Genomic DNA, 22,061 nt, shown 5'->3' with positions numbered 1-22,061 from the left:
CCTCCCCCGTACCCGCCGGGGCGGGTTTTCGAACGATGCTACGGATGACGGGGCCGGTCGGCACGATGATCTACCAGGCGTGTCGAGGCGTGATCGCGGCGTCCACGGACGGTGACCGGAGGTCGGCCACCGTCCGTGGGAGGGCGGTCAGCCCTTCTCCGCACCGGCGGTGAGACCCTCGGTGAGCAGCCGCTCACTGGCGAAGAAGAGGATCACGATGGGCAGGGTGAGGATCACCGACCCGGCCATCAGCACGGTCTTCGGCACCTCGACGCCGTCGGCGAGCAGGGAGAGCCCCAGCGACACCGTCCACCGGTCGGGCTTGTCGACCAGGAAGAGCAGCGCGAAGAGGAACTCGTTCCAGGCGATCATGAAGTCGTAGAGCGCGACCGCCATGATCGACGGGGCGGCCAGGGGCAGGCTGATCCGGCGGATGATGCCGAGCCGGCCGGCCCCGTCGATCGCCGCGGACTCCTCCAGGCTGATCGGGATGGTCTCGAAGTAGTTCTTCAGCATGTAGACCGAGACCGGCAGGGTCTGCGAGATGTAGACCAGCACCAGCCCGAACAGGGACCCGCGCAGCCCGGCCCGGGTGAAGATCACGAAGAGCGGGATGGCGATGACGATCGACGGGAACAGGTAGACGGCCAGGAACAGGGCGTTGACCTGGCGGCGGCCGAAGAACCGCAGCCGGGAGACGGCGTACGCGCCGGGGATCGCCACCAGCAGCGTCAGCAGCGTCGCGGCCAGGGCGACCAGGCCGCTGTTGCGGATGAAGGTGAGGAAACCCTGGCCGCCGTCCTCGGCGGCCTTCAACACCTCGGTGTACGTGGCCACGGTGAGCTCACCCAGCGGCACCCACAGCGAGCCGGGGTCGAGCAAAAGCCGTTCGATGGGGCGCACCGAGAGCACCAGCATGTACCAGAACGGCAGCACGGTGACCAGCAGGAACGCGGCGATCACCAGCCGGCGCAGCCAGCGCAGCGAGACGGTCTCGACCTGGTCGCGGTCCATCACGCCTCCCTGCGTCCGGCGAAGAAGCGCAGGTAGATCGCGACGAAGACGATCAGCACCACCGCCAGCACGACGGCCTGCGCCGCCGCCGCCCCGATGTCGGTCCGCGCGGTGAGGAACTGGTAGACCCGGACGCTGACCACCTCGGTGCCGGCGGAGCCGCCGGTGAGCAGGTAGACGTCGTCGAACTTGTTGAACGTCATGATGAATCGCAGCACCCCCAGCAGGGCGATCACCGGCATCAGCTGGGGCAGCAGGATGTGCCGGAACCGCTGGGTCGGGGTGGCTCCGTCCACCCGGGCGGCCTCCTCCAGCTCGCCGGGGACCGCCTGGAGCCGGGCCAGCAGGAACAGGAAGGCGAACGGGAAGTAGCGCCACGCCTCGAACGCGATCACCGTGGCCAGGGCGGTCGAGTCCTGGGACAGGAAGGGGATCGGGGCGTCCCAACCGAGGAAGCGCTGCCCCCAGTCGTTGACGATGCCGAGCTGGGGGTCGAGCATCACCTGCCAGACGAAGGCCACCGCGACCACCGGCGCCACGTACGGCAGCAGCATCGAGGCCCGGACCAGCGTTCGGCCCCGGAACGGCCGGCGGACCACCAGCGCCGCCGCGAGACCGAGCGCGATCGACCCGAGGGTGCCGCCGAGGCTGTAGAGAACGGTGGTCCAGAGGGTGTCGGCGAAGCCCGGCGTATTCAGCACCCGGTCGAAGTTGCTCAGCGTCAGCTCACCGAAGAGCCCGGTCTTGCGCAGGGTGGCCAGGCGTACCCGTTGGAAGGCCAGCACCACCGTCCAGACGATCGGGATGCCGATCACCGCGACCACGACGAGCAGGGTCGGCGTAACCAGTGCGAGCCCGGCGCGCGACTCCCGGCGGCGCAGCGTGAGCGGGCGTCGGCGGCCGGGGCCGGGCCGCTCCCGGGTGGGGGAGCGGCCGGTCTCCGGCGGCGCGGTGGTCAATTGACGCCCGCCTTGATGGCCTCCACGTCCTTCTTCGCCCGGGCGGCCGCCGCGCCGGCGTCGCTCTTGCCGCCGACGACGTCCGCGAGGGCCCTGGGTACGGGCAGTTCGCCCAGGATCGCGCCAACCAGCTTGCCCTGGCCCTGGGTCAGGCCCCAGCGCTGGAAGGTGTCCGGGCTCGTGCGCAGGCCGGTCAGCACCTCGTCGCCGTACACCTCGGAGAGTGGCTTCTTCGCGTCCACCCCGGCCTGGCTGGTGTTCCAGGCGGTGAGGAACTTCTCCCGGTCGTCGGCGGTGCCCTTGCGGACCGGGAAGCGCCCCTCGGGGGACATGCCGAACCAGCGCGGGTAGCCGTCGGAGAGCAGGTACTCCACGAAGGACTTCGCCGGGTCGGCGGCGGCGCCGTCGAGCACCGCCCAGGAGCTGATCTCGCCGTACTGGGCCGGCTCGGCGCCGTTCGGGCCTTTGATGGCGGTGACGAAGCCGCTGTTCTTCGCCAGCCAGCTCGGATCCTTCGCGCACTGGGGACAGGTCGGCTTGGCGTCGTTGCGCAGCCCGGCCAGCTCATCGAGGATGAACGGCGACCAGATCAGCATGGCGGCCTTGCCGGCGAAGTAGGTGGCCCGGGTGGTGTCGACGTCTTGCGCGCCCTTGACGGAGTGGTTGCGCATCAGGTCGCCGTAGAACCGGAACGCCTCCACGCACTCCGGTGAGTCGAGTTTGACCGCGCCGGAGTCGTCGGTGAGCTGGCAGTTGTTGGCCAGCGCCAGGTGTTCGAAGGTCTGCTGGGTGAAGACGTCGCCCGGGGCGGTCGCCGCGGTGATGCCGGCGACCCCGCCGGTGTTCAGCTTCGCCGCGGCGGCGGCGATCTTCTCGTACGTGTCGGGGGCGGGCAGGCCGGCGGCGTCGAACAGGTCCTTGCGGTAGACCAGCAGCTGCCCCCACCCGTCGCTGGGTACCGAGAGCTGCTTCCCGTCGTCGGAGGTCAGCTCCAGGGCCCGTGGCGAGAAGGTGTCCCGCCCCAGCTTGTCGACGATCTCCTTGTTGGCGTCGGGATGCAGCAGCTCGTTGCCGGCGAGGGTGCGGATGCCGGCGAGCGACACCGACCCGACGACGTCGGGCAGTTCCCCGGCGGCGGCGCTGGAGGCGATGAGCGAGGGGAACTGGTCCTCGTTGACGGTGACCAGCTTGACCTTCACGCCGGTCTTGGCCGTGTAGTCGGCGATGATCGCCTTGGTGGCGGTGACCCGGTCGGCCACGTCCTCCAGGCTCCAGACGGTTATTTCGGAACTGTCGCTTTTCGACTCGTCGTCGCTGCAGGCCAGCAGGCTCGCCCCGGTTACTGCGAGGATCAGGGTGGCGGCCAGCATCCGCATCGGAGGGGATGACATCTGTGGCACTCCTCTCGAAGGGTACATGAGGGATTCAACGTGCTGGATTGATCAATCACAAGACATATAACGATTTTTTGTTAAGATTGAGCCCGGTACGTCCCGGGAGTAGCGCCATGGGCAACTGGGTTGTCTCGCTGGCCGGGCCGCGGCGCGTGAGCCTCGAGCCCTGCCCCACCGATCCGCTCGGCCCGGGCCAGGTCCGGGTCCGCACCTGCTATTCCGGCATCTCGGCTGGCACCGAGCTCACCCTGTTCCGCGGGAGCAACCCCCGGCTCAGCAAGGACTGGGACGACACCAGCCGGATGTTCGTCCCCCGGCAGACCCCCGTGCCGTACCCGCTGGTCGGGTTCGGCTACGAAGAGGTCGGCGAGATCGTCGAGGTCGCCGACGACGTGGCCGACCGACATCCGGGCCAGCTCGTCTGGGGCATCTGGGGGCACCGGGCCGAGGCCGTCCTGCCGGCCGGCGCGGTCAACCCGCTCGCCCCCGGGCTCGACCCGCTCGCCGCCGTCTTCGCCCGCCCCGGCGCCATCGCGCTGACCGCCGTGCTCGCCGGGGACCTGCACCTCGGCGACTGGGTCGGGATCTTCGGGCAGGGCGTCATCGGGCTGCTCGCCACCCGGCTGGCCAGCCTCTCCGGGGCCCGGGTGGTCGCCGTCGACCAGGTGCCCGCCCGGCTGGAACGGGCCGCCCGCCTCGGGGCCCGGCGCACCGTCGACGCCGGTGTCGACTCCGCCGCCGCGGTGCTGCGCGAGGCCACCGCCGGCCGGGGCGCGGACGTCTGCCTGGAGCTGTCCGGGGCGTACCCGGCGCTGCACGAGGCGATCCGCGCCACCACCCACGCCGGCCGCGTCGTGGCCGGCGGCTTCTACCAGGGCCAGGCCGACGGGCTCGGCCTCGGCGAGGAGTTCCACCACAACCGGATCCAGCTGGTGGCGGCCCAGGTCTCCGGACCCGCCCCGGCGCCCGGCCTGGCCGGCCGGTGGTCCGGTACCCGCATCGCCCACACCTTCATGGACCTGGTGGCCGAGGGCAGCGTCGACCCGCTGCCGCTGGTGAGCCACGTCGTGGACGCCCGCGCGGTGGCCGACGCGCTCGCGTTGCTCGACCACGGTGCCGGTGACGTCCTACAAGTCGTGCTGGAGTTCTGATGTCCATCCCGCTCGCCTGCCAGGAGCAACTGCTCCCCGGCACCAGCCTGCCCCAGAAGTTCGCCCTCGCCACCGCCCTCGGCTACCAGGGCATCGAGCTGCGCGGCCGGGGCGACCTCGCCCTCGCCCGCCGGCTGCCGGAGCTGCGCCGGGCCCGCGCCGAGGGGGTGGTCATGCCCACCGTCTGCGTGGAGATGGACCACTTCATCGGCGACTTCGACCCGGCGCGCTCCCGTGACGCGGTCGCCAACCTGCGCTCCCAGCTCACCGTGATCGCCGAACTCGGCGGGATCGGCGCGATGACCCCCGCCGCGTGGGGGATGTTCTCCCGCCGGCTGCCCCCGTTCGAGCCGCCCCGCCCGCCCGGCGGCGACCGGCAGGTGCTCGTCGACGCCCTCGGTGACCTCGGCGAGCACGCCCGCGCCGAGGGCGTCACCCTCTTCCTGGAACCGCTCAACCGGTACGAGGACCACATGGTCAACCGGCTCGACGAGGCGGTCACGCTCTGCGCCGCCGTCGGCCTGCCCTCGGTGCGGGTGGTCGCCGACACCTTCCACATGAACATCGAGGAGGACGACGTGCACGCCGCCCTGCGTGCCGCCGCGCCGTACCTGGGGCACGTGCAGGTCAGCGACTCCAACCGGTTCCAGCCCGGCGCCGGGCACCTGGACTGGCCGGCGCTGCTGCGCACGCTGCGCGACATCGGCTACCCGGGCTGGCTGGCGCTGGAGTGCCGGCTGCGCGGCGACCCGGTCCGGGCGCTGCAACAGGCGGCGACCGTGCTCCGGCACGCCCAGCCCCGGCAGGCGGCGGCGTGAGCACCGGCGCCGCCGGCCCGTCCGGCCTCGGCGCGCCCCCCGCCGACGACCCGGACGGCGGCCCCGCCCCGAGGGCCGGCGCGCCGGCCCGTCCGGCGCCCGCCGGGCACCTCGCCGACCTGCGCCGGCTGGCCATCGCCACCCTCGACGCCAACTGGGAGCACGACCACACGGTGCCCTCGCGCACCCTCTACCCGCACCAGTGGAGCTGGGACTCGGCGTTCATCGCGATCGGGCTGGCCCACGTCCGCCCCGACCGGGCCTGGCGGGAGCTGCGTACCCTGTTCGCCGCCCAGTGGGCCGACGGGCGGGTGCCGCACATCGTCTTCAACCCGGCGCTGCGGGTCGGCTCGTACTTCCCCGGGCCGGAGTTCTGGGGCTCCGCCGGCGCCGAGGGCGCCCCGGCCGCCGCCACCTCCGGCATCGTCCAGCCGCCGGTGCACGCCCAGGCGGCCTGGCTGGTGCACCGCCGTGCCCCCTCCGAGGCGTCGGCCCAGGCGCTGCGCTGGCTGTACCCGAGGCTGGTCGCCCAGCAGCGTTACCTCACCGGCCGGCGGGACGTCGGCGGGGCCGGGCTGGCGGCCATCGTGCACCCCTGGGAGTCCGGCCTGGACAACAGCCCGGCCTGGGATGCGCCGATGGCGGCGGTACCGGCCGACGCCGCCGTCATGCGGGCGTACCGTCGGCACGACACGGCGCACGCCGACGCCGCGCACCGCCCCACGGACCTGGACTACGCGCGGTACGTCGCGATCGTCGCCTCCTACCGCGACCGTCGCTACACGGACCAGGCGCTGGCCGGGTGGCATCCGTTCCTGGTGGAGTGTCCGCTGTTCAACGCGGCGCTGGGCGCGGCCGAGCAGGCCCTGGCTCGGATCGCCGCCGTGGTCGGGGCCGATCCCGGCCCGCACCGGGACCGCGCGGCCCGGATCACCGAGGCCGTGGTCCGCCGGCTCTACGACCCGGTCACCGGCACCTTCCACCCGCGCGACCTGCGCACCGACCGGCTGGTCCCGACCCGTACCGTGCTCGGGCTGATGCCGCTGATCCTGCCCGACCTGCCGGCGCGCCAGGTGCGGGCGGTGCTGACCGAGGCGTGCTCGGCGCGGTTCGGCCTGGCCCCGCGCATGCCGCGTCCGCTGCCCACCCACGACCGGAGCGCGCCGGACTTCGAGCCGCTGCGCTACTGGCGCGGTCCCAGTTGGATGAACACCAACTGGCTGCTCTGGCGGGGGCTGCGGGCGCACCACCGGCCGGACCTGGCCGCCGGGCTGCGCCAGTCGATGCTGGCGCTGGTCGCCACCGGCGGCTGCCACGAGTACTTCCACCCGGACACCGCGGCGGGGCTCGGCTCGGCGGCGTTCAGTTGGACCGCCTCGCTGCTGCTCGACACCCTCGCTGAGGGGTGAGCGGCGCCCGACCCGGCCGGCGCGGGTCGACCACCGATCCGAGCCGGCCGGAGTCGGGCGCGACGGTTCGCAGCGCCGTCAGGCGATGCCGGCCGGGGTGGCGCCGCCGGCACGCAGGGCGGCGAACGGCGCGTCGTCGACCGCGTACCCGAGCGCGTCGACCACCTCGATTACCCCGCTGACCTGCGCGGTGAGCCGCAGCGCCAGGTGCACCGTCGACCAGCGGTCGAGCTGACCGGTGAGGGTGACCACGCCACCGTGCACGGTCACCTCCACCACGTCGTCGCCGACGCCCAGCACCCGGCGCAGCACGTCGTCGACCACGTCGCGGCGGATGTCCGCGTCCGGGCGCAGGTGCACCTTGAGCAGGTCGCCCCGGGTCACGATGCCGACCAGCCGACCCAGGTCGTCGGTCACCGGCAGCCGCTTCACCTGCCGCTTGTCCATGATGCTCGCCGCCTCCACCAGGGACAGTTCGGCGGGGACGGTGACCGCGGGGGTGGTCATCAGGTCGGCGGCCAGGGTGGCGCCGGCCTTGATCCGCGCCTCGCGGTGCCGGCGGCCGGGAAGGATCCGCCGCTCGTGCGGCTGCCCGAGCAGCTCCACCTTGTGCAGCAGGTCGGCCTCGGAGACCACGCCGAGCACCCGCCGGGCGCCGTCCACCACGGGGACCGCGGTGACGTGCCGGCCGGTCAGCACGTCCACGATCTCCCGGTACGCGGTGCCCTCCCGAACCGCCGCGACGTCCGTCGTCATCACGTCCTGCACCTGCCACGTCCGCATGGCGACCTCCTCGTGTCCGCCCTCGACGCTAGGCGCGGCGGGTCGGACCGGGCAGGGGCGCAGGGACCGGCCGCACGGGCCGGAAGTCCCGCCCTCGGCTGCCAGCTCCCAGGCGGTGCGGGCCGGTGCGGGGCGGTGCGGGGCGGTGGGAGGTCCATCGCGGGGAGGCCGCGGCCGTCAGTCCAGCCGCCGCCAGTCGGGGCCGGCCGGAGGCCCGTCCGAGGTGAGCGCCGCCAGCATCACCGACTCGACCTGCTCGGGTGTGAGGTGTTCGCGGTGGTCCGCGCCGGGGACGTAGGCGGCCCACGGACGTCCCTCGGCATCCGACATCACCACGGCCACCGGATCGCGGTGGTCGCTGACCGCGGCGACCGTGCCCCAAGGGCGGTGCACGAAGACCTGCTGCCCCAGGTCCGGATCGAGCTCGCGCAGCCACCGACGGACGGTCTCCCAGTCGCCGATCTCCACCTGTTCGCTGGCGACCCGGAACGGCCCGCTGCTGGACAGGAGTTCGGCCACGTTCTCCGGCGGCGTCCGCCGCCGCCGGTTGCGCCACCAGCCCATTCGTGTCCCTCCCTCCGGGAGCATGCCGTGCGCTCCGATTGCCCCGCCGGTCCCCGCCGCCAAACCCGGCCCGTCCGGGACGCCGTCTATGGTGGGTGCCCGCCCGCACCGGAGGACCGCCCGTGGACCCCATCGACAAGATCGCCTGGATCCGGATCGAGCACGGCCGGATTCTCAGCACCCGGTCCCGGGGCAGGGACCTCTGGTACCTGCCCGGCGGCAAGCGCGAGCCCGGCGAGACCGACCGGGAGACGCTGACCCGCGAGATCGCCGAGGAGTTGGGTGTGGTGATCGACGCGGAGACGGCCGTGCACGTCGGCACGTTCACCGCCCAGGCGCACGGCCACCCGGCGGGCACGCTGGTGCGGATGACCTGCTACACCGCCGAGCACCACGGCGAGCCCCGGCCGGACCACGAGATCGAGGAGGTGGCCTGGCTCGGGTACGCCGACCGGGACCAGGTCTCCCCGGTCGACCGGATCATCTTCGACGACCTGCGCCGGCGGGCCCTGCTGGCGTGAGCGACTCGCGGGTGCTGCGCCACGAGTCGATGCCGACGCGGCGGTTCCCCGCTCCTCCGGCGGGCGTGAGCCGGGCCGGAACCGGTCGGGTGCGGCGGTCGTTTGCGCCCCGCCGGGGCGGGTAACCGCGGTCGGATTCCCGACTGGGCGGGACGGCCGCCGAGGGTCGGACTTCCGACGGACGACCCGCGGACGCCGGGTCGGAGGTGCGGCCGATCGGCGGAGCGAGAGGAGGACCGGGTGCGCTTTCCCCTCTTCGTCGACGCGGTCGCCCGGCGGGCAGAGTTGCCGCCGGAGCGGGCCGCCGCGATCGCCCGTGCCGTGCTGGTGACGGTGGCCGAGCGGGTCCAGGCCGGGGAGGTCGACGACCTGAGCGCCCAGCTCCCGGACGAGCTCAGCGCATACCTGGCCGGGCCGCCGCCGGAGACCACGCCGGGCGCGGCGGAGACCTTCGGGCCGGTCGAGTTCCTGCGCCGGGTGGCCGACCGGGCCGGCGTCGAGCCGGCCACCGCCCAGGTCGGAGTCCGGGCGGTCTTCGCCACCCTGCGCGAGGCGGTCACGGTCGGCGAGTTCCAGGACCTGGTGGCGCAGTTGCCGAAAAGTTTCACCAGGGACGTCGATCCAGCGCCGCCGCGGCCGTACGATGAGTGACGTCGCCGCCACTGCGCACCCCGTCTGAGCTGCCGTTACGGGAGCCGTCTGGGTGGAAGATCCCCGGCCTGCGACCCCTTTCGCCGGAAATTTGCTCGCTGAAATCCCCTTAGGCTGAAACTCCTCTCCGCGCTAGGGGGATGATCGGCCGAATTTCGACGCCCGATCACCGAGGCGCCGTGGCCCCTTCGGGCTGACTCCGATCAATGGCCTGTTCCAGGAGGCATCGAGGCCTATTCTGGCTCCATTGTGAAGTCCTGGGGGGGATCATGATCACAATTGTCGATGCCTGCGCGCCTGTCCACAGTGGAGTCGAGCCGACTCGCTGAGATGGCGCAACCAATGATCATCCAGCGTTTCGTGGACGTCGCTGCCGCCCATCCCGACCGGCCGGCGATCCTGGGCGAGACCCACGAGGTCGACTACGCCGAGCTGGCCGGCAGCGCCGGTGGCCACGCCGCGGCGCTCACCGCCGCGGGCCTGCGCGCCGGCGACCGGGTCGCCCTGCTCACCGGGCACGGCGCGCCCACCGTCGCCGCCGTCCTCGGCGCCCTCGCCACCGGCTGCGCGTACGTGCCGTTGGACCCGGGGTTCCCGGACGCGCGGCTGTGCCACCTGCTCGCCGCCGCCGACGTGCGCGCCGTCGCCTGCGCCGCCGCGCACCGGGAACTGGCCGAGCGGCTGTGCGCCGACCGGCCCGGCACGCCCGTGATCGTGCTCGACGGGATCGGGCCCGCCCCGCTGCGTCCCGTGCCGGTCGACCCGGACGCGCCGGCGTACGTGCTGTTCACCTCGGGCTCCACCGGCACGCCCAAGGCCGTCGCGCAGACCCACCGAAACCTGGCGCACGTCGTGGACAACCAGATCCGCGACCTCGCCCTCGGCCCGGACGACCGGCTCAGCCTGCTCGCCTCGTTCAGCTTCGACGCCGCCATCCCCGACCTGTATCCGGCCCTGCTCACCGGCGCCGCCGTCGTCCCGGTGGACCTGCGCCGGCACGGGCTGGCCCACGCCGCCGACCAGCTGCTCCGGCGTCGGGTGACCGTCTACCACTCCACCCCGACGGTCTACCGGTTCCTGCTCGACACCCTCGGCGCGCGCCGGCTCGACTCCGTGCGGGTGGTGCTGCTCGGCGGCGAGCAGGCCACCCACGCCGACGCCGCGCGCGGTCGGGACCGGTTCGCGCCGGACTGCGTCCTGGTCAACGGTTACGGCGCCACCGAGATGACCTTCGCCGCCCGGCACCCGCTGCCGTTCGCCCAGGCCGACCCGAGCGCCACCGGGCCGCTGCCGATCGGCACCCCGCTGCCCGGGTACGAGCTGTCGCTGGACCGGGACACCGGCGAGATCGTGGTACGCAGCCGGTACCTCGCCCCGGGCTACCTGGGGCAGGACAGCGACCGGTTCAGCCTCGAGGACGACGGCGTCACCCGGGCGTACCGCACCGGGGACCTCGGCGCGCGGCTGCCCGGCGGCGAGCTGGTCTGCCTCGGCCGGCTCGACCGGCAGGTCAAGGTGCGCGGGTTCCGGGTCGAGCTGACCGAGATCGAGGCAATCCTCGCCGCCCAGCCCGGCGTCGCCGCCGTCCGGGCCATCGCCCGCGACGGCGAGCTGCTGGCGTACGCGACACCCGCCGGCGGGCCCCTCGACCCGGCGGCCCTGCGCGCCGCCCTCGCCCGACGGCTGCCGGAGTACGCCCTGCCCCGCGCGGTGGTCGCGCTCGACGCCTTCCCGCTCACCGTCACCGGCAAGGTCGACGAGCGGGCGCTGCCCGACCCGCCCCGGGACGTCCCGGCCGGGCAGGGCCCGCGGACCGAGACCGAGCGGGCGGTGCACGACATCTGGTGCGCGGTGCTCGGCCGCGAGGCGGTCGCCCGGCAGGAGAGCTTCTTCGACGCGGGCGGCCAGTCCCTCCTGCTCGGCCAGGTGCAGCAGCGCCTCGCCGAGCGGTTCGGGGTGGCGCTGCCGATGGTGCGGCTCTTCGCGCACCCCACCGTGGCGGCGCAGGCCCGGCTGCTCGACGCGGCGGCCACCGGTGACCGGCCGGCCGCACCCGCCCCCGCGCCGAGCCTGCCCACCCCGGCCGCGCCGACCGTCGCCGCCCGCGAGTACACCGGCGACGAGATCGCCGTGGTCGGGCTCGCCGGGCGGTTCCCGGGCGGCCCCGACCTGGCCACCTTCTGGTGGAACCTCTGCGCCGGGGTCGACTCGATCCACGACCACAGCGACGGCGAGCTGGCCGCCCTGGGCATCGGGCCCGGCCTGCGGGCCGACCCCCGGCACGTCCGGGCCGCCGGCCGGCTCGACGGCGTCGCGGACTTCGACGCCGAGTTCTTCGCCATGGGCGAGCAGGAGGCCGCCCGCACCGACCCGCAGCACCGGCTCTTCCTGGAGACCGCGTGGGAGGCGCTGGAGGACACCGGGCACGACCCGACCCGGTTCCCCGGGCTGGTCGGGGTCTACTCGGCCACCTCGGCCAACCGGTACTTCCTGTTCCACCTGCTGGACAACCCGGCGGTGGTGGGCGACGTGGACCCGGACGACTGGGAGGCCCGGCTGATCGGGCGGCAGTTCACCGACCACCTGCCCGGCCAGGTGGCGTACCGGCTGGGACTGACCGGGCCGGCGGTCGCCGTGCAGAGCGCCTGCTCCAGCTCGCTGGTCGCGGTCTGCCTCGCCGCGCAGAGCCTCGCCGACTACCAGTGCGACCTCGCCCTCGCCGGCGGCGTCAACGTCACCTGGCCCCGATACCGGCACACCCCGGGCGGCCTCGCCTCACCCGACGGCCGCTGCCGCGCCTTCGACGAGGCCGCCGACGGGGCCGGGTTCGGCTCCGGCGTCGGGGTCGTCGCGCTGCGCCGCCTCGCCGACGCCCAGGCCGACGGCGACCGGATCTACGCGGTGCTGCCCGGCTGGGCGGTCACCAACGACGGGCCCGACCGGGCCGGCTTCGCCGTCCCCGGCCCCGCCGGGCAGGCCGCCGCCGTCGCGAACGCCCTCGCCGCCGCCGAGGTCGCGCCCGGCGAGGTCCGCTTCATCGAGGCCCACGGCAGCGGTACGCCGCTCGGCGACGCCATCGAGGTCGCCGCGCTGCACGAGGTGTACGGCGGGGCCGCCCCCGCCGAGTCCTGCGCGCTCGGCTCGGTCAAGACCAACATCGGTCACCTCGACGCCGGAGCCGGCGTGGCCGGGCTGATCAAGACCGTGCTCGCCGTGCAGCACGGGGTGATCCCGCCGAACCTGCACTTCACCCGGCCGCACCCGGAGATCGACCTGGCCGGCGGCCCGTTCTACGTGCCGACCAAGGCGCGCGACTGGCCGCCGGGCCCGCGCCGGGTCGCCGGGGTCAGCTCGTTCGGCCTCGGCGGCACCAACGCGCACGTGGTGGTCGAGCAGCCCCCGCCGGTCGAGCCGGTCGAGGCGCCCGAGGGGGTCGCGTACCTGCTGCCGGTCTCGGCGCGTACCCCCGGGGCGTTGCGCGCGGCGCTCACCCGGCTGCGGGCCCACCTGGCCGGCGCGGCACCGGTGCTGTCCGAGGTGGCCGCCACCCTGGCGCTGGGCCGGCGGGCCTTCGACTGCCGGGCGGCGGTGGTCGCCACCGCCCCGGCCGGCGCGATCGCCGCGCTGGACGAGCTGCTGCACGCCGACACCCGGATCGCCGGCCCGGCCGGCCGGCTGCGAGACCTCGCCGCCGACTGGGTCGCCGGCCGCGACGTCGACTGGGCCGCGCTGCACCCCGACGAGGGCGTCCGCCGCACCGGACTGCCCGGCTACCCGTTCCAGCGCCGGCGGTACTGGATCGACCCCCCTCAGAAAGGCGCGCGGTGAACTGGTTCGTCTCGCCCGGAAGCCGACCCCAGGCGCCGGTGCAACTGTTCTGCCTGCCCTACGCCGGGGCCGGCGCGAGCGCCTTCCGGCGCTGGCAGGAGGGGATCGGACCGGACGTCGAGGTGCTCGCGGTGCAGCTGCCCGGCCGGGAGAACCGGATCAGCGAGGACCCCCGGTTCACCGTGCCCGACGTCGCCGCCGCCATCGCCGGTCGGGCCGATCGCCCGTACGCGATCTACGGCCACTCGATGGGCGGCCGGGTCGGCTTCGAGGTGGTCCGCGAGCTGCGCCGCACCGGCCGCCCGCTGCCGCTGCGGCTCTACGTCGGCGGCGCGCGGGCACCGCACGTCACCGCCCCCAGCCTCTTCGACGGGCTGTCCCGGGTGGACGACGACGAGCTGCTGCGCCGCCTCGGCGCCGGCGGCGGGCTCCCCGCCGAGCTGCTGGAACACCCCGAGCTGGTGCAGCTGCTGCTGCCGCTGCTGCGCGCCGACTTCGGCCGGGTGGACAGCTACCGGTACGTCCCCGGCGAGCCGCTGCCGGTGCCGCTCGTCGCGTTCAGCGGCCGGCACGACCGGGCGGTCAGCCGGGAGCAGAGCGCCGCGTGGGCCGCGCACACCGCCGCCGGGTTCACCCTGCACGAGATCGACGGCGGGCACTTCTTCCTCACCGACCGGCTGCCCGAGCTGCTCGCCGCGATCCGCGCCGACCTGGCCGGTGCTGTCGCCGCGCCGGCCGCCGCCGCTTCGGCCGCCGCCGGGTCCGGTACTGCCGCGTCCGGCGTTGCCGCAGGCGGCGCTGCCGGTGCGGAGGGTGCGGAGGGTGCCGGGTCGACCGGGGCGCACCGGGTGCCGCTGGGCGAGACCGGCTGGTCGGTGTGGCGGGACGCGGTCCTGCGCACCACCGGCTTCCCCGCCGACGGGCTGACCATGTTCGCCGCGCCGTCGGCCGCCGCGGCCGCCGACGAGCTGATCGCCACCGGCACCGGCGAGGAACGCTTCGACAAGGAGTTCGCGGAGGCCACCTCGGCCGCCGCCCGGCGGCTCGCCGAGCTGGCCGCCGACCCGCTGCTGCGCGAGGCGGTCACCTGGCAGAACCGGGGCGCCCTGGTCATCCTCGACGCGCTGGTCGCCGGCGGCCCCGAGCCGCGGCGCAACAACAAGCACCGGGACCGGGAACGGGCCCTGCTGAAGTACTGGCAGCGCTACTGCGGCAAGAACGAGACCGTGGGCTTCTTCGGCCCCGGCTGCTGGGTGACCGTGGACCCGACGCGAGCCGAGATGGCCGACGTCCGTCCCGGGCCCGACCTGACCCGCCGCCGCTGGGTGCCGTTCGAGTCCTGGGCGCTGGCCGCGTACGCCGACCGGCTCGCCGGGGACCTGGCCGTCCGCCGGTGGTGGCCGCCGCTGCTCGCCCCGCACCTGAGCCTGCGCGGCCGGACCGTGCTGCGCCCCGGCCGCCCACCGGTCACCCTCACCCCGGTGGAGGCGGCCCTGCTCGCCGCCGCCGACGGCCGCCCCGCCCACCAGCTGGTCCGCGACCCGGCCGCCGGGCTGCGCCGCCCCGAAGACGGCTACGCGCTGCTCGACCGGCTGGTCGAGCGGGAGCTGATCAGCTGGGACGCCGCCCTGCCGGTCAGCCCGGACGCCGAACGGGTGCTGGCCGAGCGGATCGACGCGATCGGCGACGAGGCCGTACGGGCCGGCGCCCGGGCCGGGCTGGACCGGCTCGTCGCCGCCCGGGACGCGGTCGCCGCGGCCGCCGGTGAGCCGGGGCGGCTACGGGCCGCCCTGGACGCGCTCGACGCCACCTTCACCGGGCTGACCGGGCAGGCCGCGCGGCGCCGCGACGGCCAGATGTACGCCGGCCGGACCCTCTGCTACGAGGACACCAGCCGGGACCTCGACGTGATCTTCGGCCGGCCGCTGCTGGACGGGATCGCCGCCCCGCTCGACGTGCTGCTGCGCGCCGCCCGCTGGCTGGTCGGCGCGCTGGAGCAGGCGTACGCGGCGGTGTTCCGCGAGCTCTACGACGACCTGCGCGGCGGGCCGGGCGACGCCCCGGTGTCCCTGGCCGACCTGTGGTTCCTGGCCCAGGGGCTGTTCTGGGGCGACGGGGAGCGGCCGGTGGACCGGGTCGCCGCCGACTTCGCCGCCCGCTGGGCCGGGCTGTTCGGGCTGGACGCCCTGTCCGCCGACACCACCGAGGTGAGGGTCGCGGTCGCCGACCTGGTCGACCGGGTCGACGCCGCCTTCCCGCCGCCCGGCCCCTCGGACTGGCCGCTGGCCCGGCTGCACAGCCCCGACCTGCAGATCTGCGCCACCGACAGCGCCGCGCTGGCCCGTGGCGACTACACCGTGGTGCTCGGCGAGCTGCACGCCGCCTGGGCGTCCTTCGACACCGCACCGCTGGTCACCGGCCATCCGGACGCCGAGCGGCTGCGCGCGGCGCTCGCCGCCGACGTCGGCGGGCGGCGGCTGCGACTGCTCTACCCGGCCGACTGGCCCCGCCGGACCAGCCGGGTCGCCGAGGCCCTCGCCGCGCCGACCGACCGGCAGTTGGCGTTCGGCGCGGCGCCCGGCGCCGACCGGGCGCGGGTGCTGCCCACGGTGGACCTCACCGTCACCGCCGACGGCGACCGGCTGGTGGCCACCGGCCCCGACGGGCAGCGCTGGTCGCTGACCGAGGTCTTCGCCGAGCTGCTCAGCGCGCACGCGGTGGACGGGTTCAAGCTGGTCGCCGCAGCCCCGTACACGCCCCGGATCACCATCGACCGGCTGGTGGTGGCCCGGCGCACCTGGCGCACCACCGTCGGGGAGAGCGGGCTGGGGCCGGCCACCGGGGAACGCGACCGGTTCCTCGCCGTCCGCCGCTGGCGCGCCCGCCTCGGCCTGCCCGAACAGGTCTACGTCAAGCTCGGCAGCGAGACGAAGCCCTGCTTCGTGGACCTGGCCAGTCCCGGGTACGCCAACATGCTCTGCGCAATGGTCCGCTCGGCGGCCATGACCCACGGCGACGGCGTACCGCTGGTGGTGGGCGAGATGCTGCCCGGCCCCGACGACGCCTGGGTGCCCGACGCCGCCGGCCGCCGGTACCTCAGCGAGCTGCGACTGCACATCGTCGACACCACCGGGGAGCCTCGCCGATGAGCCACCGCATCCCCCTCGGCGACACCGGCTGGTCGGTCTGGCGCGACCTGGTGCTGCGTACCGCCGGCTTCCCCGCCGCCGGCCTGGACCGCTTCGCGGCGCCCGACGCGGCCGCCGCCGCCGACGCGCTGCTCGCCGGGGAGGTCGCCCCGGAGGTCGTCGACAAGGCGCTGCGCGAGGCGTTCGCCGACTCCTCGGCGGTGGCCGGTGACCTGGCCGCCGACCCGCTGCTGCGCGAGGCGGTCACCTGGCAGAACCCGGACATGCTGATCGCGCTGGACGGGCTGCTGCGCACCGACCCGGCGGTACGCAACGTGCGTCGCCGCAAGCGTGAGCTGAGCATGCTGCGCTACTGGCAGCGCTACTGCGGCAAGGCCGAGACAATCGGCTTCTTCGGCCCGGTCTGCTGGGGCACCTTCGACCCGGACGAGCCGCGTACCCGGCTGACGCCCGGACCCGGGCTGGTCACCCGCCGGCACGTCGGGTTCGAGGCCTGGGCACTGATCGCGTACGCCGACCGGCTCGCCGACGACCTGGCGGTCCGCCGCTGGTGGGCCCCGGCGCTGCAACCGCACCTGAGTGTCCAGGGCCGGCAGCTGCGCTGGCCGCTGCACCCGCCGATCCCGCTGTCCGCGGTGGAGGCCCGGCTGCTGGCGTCCTGCGACGGGCGCACCGCCGCCGTCGAGCTGGCCGAGCGGGCCCGCGCCGACGGCGATGTCCGCACCGTCGACGACGGGTACCTGCTGCTGGACCGGTTCGTCGAACGCGGCCAGCTGACCTGGGACGCGAACCTGCCGAACAGCCCGGACGCGGAACGGGTGCTGGCCGAGCGGATCGCGGCGATCGGCGAGGAGGCCGTGCGGGCGGCGGTGGCCGCCGACTTCGACCGGCTCCGCGCCGCCCGGGACGCGGTCGCGGCCGCCGCCGGCGACCCGGACCGGCTGGGCGCCGCGCTGGCCGCGCTCAACAACGGGTTCACCGCGGTCACCGGCCGCCCCGCCACCCGGCAGAGCGGCCAGATGTACGCCGGGCGCACCGTCTGCTACGAGGAGACCGCCCGCGACCTCGACGTCACCGTCGGCGCCACCGTGCTGGACGCGCTGGCCGCCCCGCTCGCCGTGGTCCTCCAGGCGGCCCGCTGGCTCACCGCCGAGATCGGCGCCGGCTGCGAGGAGATCCTCGCCGACCTGCACGACGAGCTCGCCGCCGACGGTCCGGTACGGCTGGCCGACATCTGGTCGCTGGCCCAGGGGATGCTGATCGCCCCGGACGGCCCCGTCGCCCGCGCCGGGGCCGGCTTCACCGACCGGTGGGCCCAGCTGTTCGGGCTGCGGCACCTGCCGGCCCGCACCGTGGAGCTGCGGCTGCGCGCCGAGGACCTGGCCGGCCCGGTCCGCGCGCTCTTCCCCGCCGAGCGGCCCGGCTGGCCGTCCGCCCGGATCCACAACCCCGACCTCCAGGTCAGCGCCGTCTCCGCCGAGGCGATCGACCGGGGCGAGTTCCTGCTCGTCCTCGGCGAGCTGCACCCGGCCACCGTCGCCTACGACAGCGCGGTGCTCACCCCGTTCCACCCCGACCCGGCGGCGCTGCGGGCGGCGCTCGACGCCGACCTGGGACCGGCCCGGCTCCGGGTGCTCTACCCGGCGAGCTGGCCCCGGCTGACCACCCGCACCACGTACGCCCTCACCGGCCCCGCGGACCGCCAGCTCGGCATCGACACCGCCCGCGGCGGCGACGTCGACCGGCTGGTCCCGGCCACCGCCGTCACCGTGGTCCGCGACGGCGACGCGCTGACCGCGGTCTTCCCCGACGGGTCCCGCTGGCCGGTGATGGAGATCTTCGCCAACCTGCTCGGCTCGCTGCTGGTGGACACCTTCAAGCTGCTCGACCCGGCCCCGCACACGCCCCGGATCACCATCGACCGGCTGGTGGTGGCCCGGCGCACCTGGCGGACCACCGTGGCCGACAGCGGGCTGGCCGGGCACGGCGACGAGACCGCGCGCTACCTCGCGGCGCGCCGCTTCCGGACGGCCCTCGGCCTGCCCGAACGGGTGTTCGTCAAGGTCGGCACCGAGGTCAAGCCCTGCTACGTCGACCTGACCGGCCCGCTGTACGCCCAGTCGCTGTGCGCCATGGCCGACGCCGCCGCGAAGACCGGCTCCGACGTGGCGGTGGTGGTCACCGAGCTGCTGCCCACGCCGGCGGACGCCTGGGTGCCGGACGCCGCCGGGCGCGGACACGTCAGCGAGCTGCGCCTGCAGATCACCGATCCAGCCACCTACCGGGGAGAGCACGGGTGACCGACATCCTGTCCATCAGCGCCGTCGCCGGGCCGCAGCTGCCCTGGCCGGACGGGACGCTGGCCGACCTGATCGCCGCCCGGGCCGCGCGCTGCCCCGACGCGGTCGCGGTCCGCCAGTGGGACGACCGGCTCACCTACCGGGAACTCATCGGCCGGGCGGCCGGGGTGGCCGCCGCGCTGCGGGCCCACGGCGTGGGCCGGCAGACCCGGGTCGGGGTCTGCGGCCGGCGCCGGCCCCGGCTGGTCGTGGACGTGCTCGGGGTGCTCCTGGCCGGTGGCTGCTACGTGCCGCTGGAGCCGGACGGCCCCCGCGAGCGGCAACGCGAGATCGTCGCCGACGCCGGGGTGTCGCTGCTGGTGGGTGACGCGGCGGCCGAGCTGGCCGACCTGCCGGGCGTCGAGGTGGTCGAGTCGGCCGGCCCGGCCCCGCTGGCGCCCTGCCCGGCCCGGTCCGGCGACCCGGCGTACGTGCTGTTCACCTCCGGCTCCACCGGCCGCCCGAAGGGGGTGCTGACCACTCACCGCAACGTGGTCGAGTTCGTCACCGGGTGCGCCACGGTCAGCGGCGCCGACGCCGGGGTGCGCAGCCTCGGCATCGCCTCGCTCGGCTTCGACGCGGCCACCATGGACCTCTTCCTGCCGTTGCTGCTGGGCGGGGCGGTGCAACTGCTCGGCGCCGAGGACCGCGCCGACCCGGCCCGGCTCGCCCGGTTCATCGCCGCGCACGAGGTGAACTGGGGCTTCATCACCCCGACCGTGCTGTCCATGCTGGACCCGGCCGACGTGCCGGGCTGGCGTACCGTGCTCTGCGGCGGCGAGGCGGTCCCCGCCGAGCTGGCCGCCCGCTGGGCGCCGGGGCGGCGTTTCCTCAACGGCTACGGCCCCACCGAGACCACCGTGCTCGCGGTCACCGGCGAGCTGAGCGGCGCCGAGAGCGATCCGGTGCCGATCGGCCTGCCGCTGCCCAACCACCGGGCATACGTCGTCGACGCCGAGCTGCGGGCGGTGCCGCCGGGGGAGACCGGCGAGCTGCTGATCGGTGGCCCCGGACTGGCCGACGGCTACCTCGACCGGCCGGGGCTGACCGCCGACCGGTTCGTCCCCGACCCGTTCTCCGGGCTGCCCGGCGAGCGGCTGTACCGCACCGGTGACCTGGTCCGCCAGGCGGCCGACGGGCGGATCGTCTACCTCGGACGCACCGACCGGCAGGTGAAGATCCGGGGCCAGCGCATCGAGCTGGGCGAGGTCGAGGCGGTGCTGGCCGAGGCCCCCGGCGTCGACCGGGTCGCCGTCGAGGCGGTGCCCGGGCCGGCCGGTACCGAGCTGGTCGCGGTCCTCACCCCGGCCGGCGCACCCGGCGACGACACGGTCCGGGCGTACGCCCGGGCGCGGCTGACCGCCGCGATGCTGCCGGCCCGGCTGCTGCGCCGCGACGACCTGCCGGTCAGCCCCGTCACCGGCAAGCTGGACCGGCCGGCGTTGCGCGCCCTGGCCGTGGCCGCGCTGACCGCCGGACCCACCGCCGAGGAGCCGGCCGGTGCGGCCGACCCGGTGACGGGGACGGTGACCCGGATCTGGGCCCGGCTGCTCGGTGCGACTCCCGGCCCGGACACCGACTTCCTCGCCGCCGGCGGCAACTCGATCGCCGCGATGCGCCTGGTCGCCGCGCTCCGCGCCGAGCTGGGCCGGCACGTCGAGATCCGGGACGTGCTCGCCGGACGCACCCTCGGCGGCCTGGTCGCCCGGCTGCGTGCCGCCGACCCGGCCGACATCGAGCCGCTGACCACCGGCAACCCGCCCACCCTGTCCCCACCGCAGCGCCGGCTCTGGTTCGTCGACCAGCTCGCCCCCTCCAGCGCCCCGTACAACATCGCCGTCGCGCACCGGCTGCGCGGCCCGCTGGACATCGCCGCCCTCGGTGCGGCGCTGCGGGCCGTCGCCGAGCGGCACGACGTGCTGCGCTGGCGGATCCCGCAGACCGCCGGGGTGCCGTACGCGGTCTGCGCGGAACCCACCGACGTGGCCGTGCCGGTGGTCGACCTGACCGGCAGCGCCGACGCCGAGGGGGAGCTGGCCGGGATGCTCGCCGCCGGCGCCGCGCACGCCTTCGACCTGGCCACCGGGCCGCCCTGGCAGGTGACCGTCTACCGGCTCGGCACCGACGCGCACGTGCTGGCGATGACGATGCACCACGCGGTCTTCGACGGCTGGTCCGAGGCGGTCCTCTACGACGACCTCGCCGCCGCGTACACCCAGGCCGTCACCGGGGCGACCCCGACGTTGCCGCCGCCGGCCGCCACGTACGCCGACTACGCGGTCTGGCGGGCCGGGCGTGACGCCCGCCGGGGCGCGGCGGACCTCACCTGGTGGGCCGAGCACCTGCGCGGCGTGCCCACCGTGCTGGAGCTGCCCCGCGACCGGCCCCGCCCGGCGGTGCAGACCTACGCCGGCGCCGAGGCCGCGGTGCGCCTTCCGGAGCCCGCCGACCGCGCGGTCCGCGCCCTGGCCGCCCGGCGCGGCACCACGGTCGCCGCGGTGCTGCTCGCCGGCTTCGGCGAGCTGCTGCGCCGGCTCACCGGCGGCGACGACCACGTGGTCGGGGCGATCGTCGCCGACCGCCGGCTGGCCGCCTTCGACGACGTGGTGGGCTTCTTCATCGACACCGTGCCGGTGCGGCTGCGTACCGGCGGGGCCACCTTCGCCGAGCTGGTCGACCGGTGCGCCGCCGAGCTGCACGAGGTCACCGCCCACCCGGGCGCGCCGTTGGAACGCCTCGTCGAGGCCCTCGGCGTCGGCCGGGACACCTCCCGCGCGCCGCTGGTGCAGGTGCTGTTCAACGTGCTCAACTTCGACCCGCCCCGGCTGGCGCTGACCGGGCTGACCGCCGTGCCGGTACCGGTGCCCAAGCCCGGCTCGCCCTTCGACATCACCGTCTACGTGGTGGAGTCCGACGGCCGCTTCGGCGTCGAGGTGGTCCACAACCCGGACCTGTTCGACACCGACCGGATCGACGCGCTCCTGACCGACCTGGCCGAGCTGGTCGGCGCGCTCGCCGCCGACCCGCACGCGCCGGCCGACGCGGTCGCCGCCGCGCTGCCCCGGCCCACCGTGCGCACGCCGCAGCTCGGCGCGATGACCGTGGCGGCCGCCGAGGCGCCCCGCACCCCGATGCCGGCCGGCCCGGGCGGGCTGACCGACACCGAGGAGCTGATCGCCGGCATCTGGCGGGAGGTGCTCGACACCGACCGGGTCGGGGTCAGCGACAACTTCTTCGACATCGGCGGGCACTCCCTCGCCCTGGCCGCGGTGCACGCCCGGCTCACCGCCGCCACCGGCCGCTCGATCACCATGCTCGACCTGTTCCGCCACCCCACCGTCCGGGCGCTCGCCGCCAGCCTCGACGGCGCCGCCGACCGGCCGGAACTCGCCCGCGCCGCGCTGCGGGCCGCCGCCCGCCGCAGCCGCACCCGCCGCAACCCACCCCGCCGCCCCGGCGGCACCGCGCAATGAAGGACACG

At 75.3% G+C, this 22,061-nt stretch carries 14 protein-coding genes; 9 read left to right on the top strand and 5 right to left on the bottom strand.

What is annotated here, in order from left to right; all coding sequences use genetic code 11:
* Nucleotides 1–147 precede the first annotated feature (147 nt).
* Genes GA0074696_RS19910 through GA0074696_RS19900 form a run of 3 tightly spaced genes read right to left on the bottom strand, consistent with a single transcriptional unit; the run spans nt 148 to nt 3,364 of the window.
* The gene (locus GA0074696_RS19910; protein ID WP_088962493.1) at nt 148–1,014 is read right to left on the bottom strand and encodes a carbohydrate ABC transporter permease; all 867 of its coding nucleotides are present in this window, start codon (nt 1,012–1,014) and stop codon (nt 148–150) included.
* Nucleotides 1,014–1,973: a carbohydrate ABC transporter permease gene (locus GA0074696_RS19905; protein ID WP_088962492.1), complete on the bottom strand. Its 960-nt coding sequence runs from the start codon at nt 1,971–1,973 to the stop codon at nt 1,014–1,016. The genes GA0074696_RS19910 and GA0074696_RS19905 overlap by 1 nt, the downstream gene beginning before the upstream one ends.
* On the bottom strand, nt 1,970–3,364 hold the full coding sequence (locus GA0074696_RS19900; protein WP_088962491.1) for an ABC transporter substrate-binding protein: 1,395 nt from the start codon (nt 3,362–3,364) through the stop codon (nt 1,970–1,972). The genes GA0074696_RS19905 and GA0074696_RS19900 overlap by 4 nt, the downstream gene beginning before the upstream one ends.
* 116 nt (nt 3,365–3,480) lie before the next feature.
* Here GA0074696_RS19900 and GA0074696_RS19895 point away from each other — a divergent pair, with 116 nt between their 5' ends.
* The 3 genes from GA0074696_RS19895 (at nt 3,481) to GA0074696_RS19885 (ending at nt 6,745) form a co-directional block, all read left to right on the top strand.
* Nucleotides 3,481–4,518, top strand: a complete 1,038-nt coding sequence (locus GA0074696_RS19895; RefSeq protein ID WP_088962490.1) for a zinc-binding dehydrogenase — start codon at nt 3,481–3,483, stop codon at nt 4,516–4,518.
* Nucleotides 4,518–5,336 carry a sugar phosphate isomerase/epimerase family protein gene (locus GA0074696_RS19890; RefSeq protein WP_088962489.1) on the top strand — a complete coding sequence of 273 codons (819 nt, stop codon included), beginning with the start codon at nt 4,518–4,520 and terminating at the stop codon, nt 5,334–5,336. The genes GA0074696_RS19895 and GA0074696_RS19890 overlap by 1 nt, the downstream gene beginning before the upstream one ends.
* A 119-nt stretch (nt 5,337–5,455) precedes the next feature.
* Nucleotides 5,456–6,745: an MGH1-like glycoside hydrolase domain-containing protein gene (locus GA0074696_RS19885; protein ID WP_088964689.1), complete on the top strand. Its 1,290-nt coding sequence runs from the start codon at nt 5,456–5,458 to the stop codon at nt 6,743–6,745.
* Nucleotides 6,746–6,823: 78 nt separating this feature from the next.
* Here GA0074696_RS19885 and GA0074696_RS19880 read toward each other — a convergent pair whose 3' ends face one another.
* Together GA0074696_RS19880 and GA0074696_RS19875 are read right to left on the bottom strand one after the other, a co-directional pair.
* Nucleotides 6,824–7,528 (bottom strand): CBS domain-containing protein, encoded by a 705-nt coding sequence (locus tag GA0074696_RS19880; protein ID WP_088962488.1) that lies wholly within the window; start codon nt 7,526–7,528, stop codon nt 6,824–6,826.
* Between the two features lie 177 nt (nt 7,529–7,705).
* Nucleotides 7,706–8,092, bottom strand: coding sequence for a hypothetical protein (locus GA0074696_RS19875; RefSeq protein WP_088962487.1), 387 nt, complete (start codon nt 8,090–8,092; stop codon nt 7,706–7,708).
* A gap of 122 nt (nt 8,093–8,214) precedes the next feature.
* On the opposite strand from GA0074696_RS19875, the gene GA0074696_RS19870 reads away from it, so the two are divergent.
* From GA0074696_RS19870 to GA0074696_RS19845, 6 genes are all read left to right on the top strand, one after another.
* Nucleotides 8,215–8,613 (top strand): NUDIX hydrolase, encoded by a 399-nt coding sequence (locus GA0074696_RS19870; RefSeq protein ID WP_088962486.1) that lies wholly within the window; start codon nt 8,215–8,217, stop codon nt 8,611–8,613.
* A gap of 240 nt (nt 8,614–8,853) precedes the next feature.
* Nucleotides 8,854–9,264 (top strand): DUF2267 domain-containing protein, encoded by a 411-nt coding sequence (locus GA0074696_RS19865; protein WP_088962485.1) that lies wholly within the window; start codon nt 8,854–8,856, stop codon nt 9,262–9,264.
* A 342-nt stretch (nt 9,265–9,606) separates the two neighbouring features.
* Nucleotides 9,607–13,092 (top strand): AMP-binding protein, encoded by a 3,486-nt coding sequence (locus GA0074696_RS19860; RefSeq protein ID WP_231925087.1) that lies wholly within the window; start codon nt 9,607–9,609, stop codon nt 13,090–13,092.
* The gene (locus GA0074696_RS19855) at nt 13,089–16,241 is read left to right on the top strand and encodes a thioesterase domain-containing protein (RefSeq protein WP_088962483.1); all 3,153 of its coding nucleotides are present in this window, start codon (nt 13,089–13,091) and stop codon (nt 16,239–16,241) included. Before GA0074696_RS19860 ends, GA0074696_RS19855 begins: the two co-directional genes overlap by 4 nt.
* A complete protein-coding gene (locus GA0074696_RS19850; protein WP_088962482.1) occupies nt 16,238–18,541 on the top strand; it encodes a lantibiotic dehydratase in 2,304 nt (767 codons plus the stop codon). Before GA0074696_RS19855 ends, GA0074696_RS19850 begins: the two co-directional genes overlap by 4 nt.
* Entirely contained in the window at nt 18,538–22,053 is a 3,516-nt protein-coding gene (locus GA0074696_RS19845; RefSeq protein ID WP_088962481.1) for a non-ribosomal peptide synthetase, read from the top strand. The genes GA0074696_RS19850 and GA0074696_RS19845 overlap by 4 nt, the downstream gene beginning before the upstream one ends.
* Nucleotides 22,054–22,061 lie beyond the last annotated feature (8 nt).

Source organism: Micromonospora purpureochromogenes (genome assembly GCF_900091515.1).
Taxonomy (GTDB): domain Bacteria; phylum Actinomycetota; class Actinomycetes; order Mycobacteriales; family Micromonosporaceae; genus Micromonospora; species Micromonospora purpureochromogenes.
Note: the sequence above shows the minus strand (reverse complement) of the source record. Positions and strands in the feature narration are given on the sequence as shown.